1 protein-coding gene is annotated in these 249 nt (G+C 40.6%); it reads left to right on the top strand.

All coding sequences use genetic code 11. The features are described from left to right. Positions 1 to 14: 14 nt before the first annotated feature. Positions 15 to 249 (top strand): c-type cytochrome (locus AAEY62_RS23830; RefSeq protein WP_350636938.1); only part of this gene is annotated, 235 nt, incomplete at its 3' end.

The raw sequence follows: 249 nt of genomic DNA, 5'->3' as shown, positions 1-249 counted from the left end.
AAGGTGCACTAGCAATGCTAAAAGTAGAAGGTCCTGACGACCATTCTATTTTTACAGGCAAAACAGCTGAAAACGTATATTTACCAGAAGGCTCAGCAATACAGTCGTTAGACAATACTTTTACTAAAATAACAGCCAACAATAAAGATGAACAAATACGTTTCGGCCAACGTGTTTATGAAGCTAACTGTATGGCTTGCCATCAAGCTAATGGCGAAGGTATTCCCGGAGCATTCCCGCCTTTAGCAA

The sequence above is a fragment of the Pseudoalteromonas sp. GW168-MNA-CIBAN-0100 genome, from assembly GCF_040309225.1.
Lineage (GTDB): Bacteria > Pseudomonadota > Gammaproteobacteria > Enterobacterales > Alteromonadaceae > Pseudoalteromonas > Pseudoalteromonas arctica.
The sequence above is the reverse complement of the archived record's forward strand: the minus strand, read 5'-3'. Positions and strand labels throughout refer to the sequence as shown.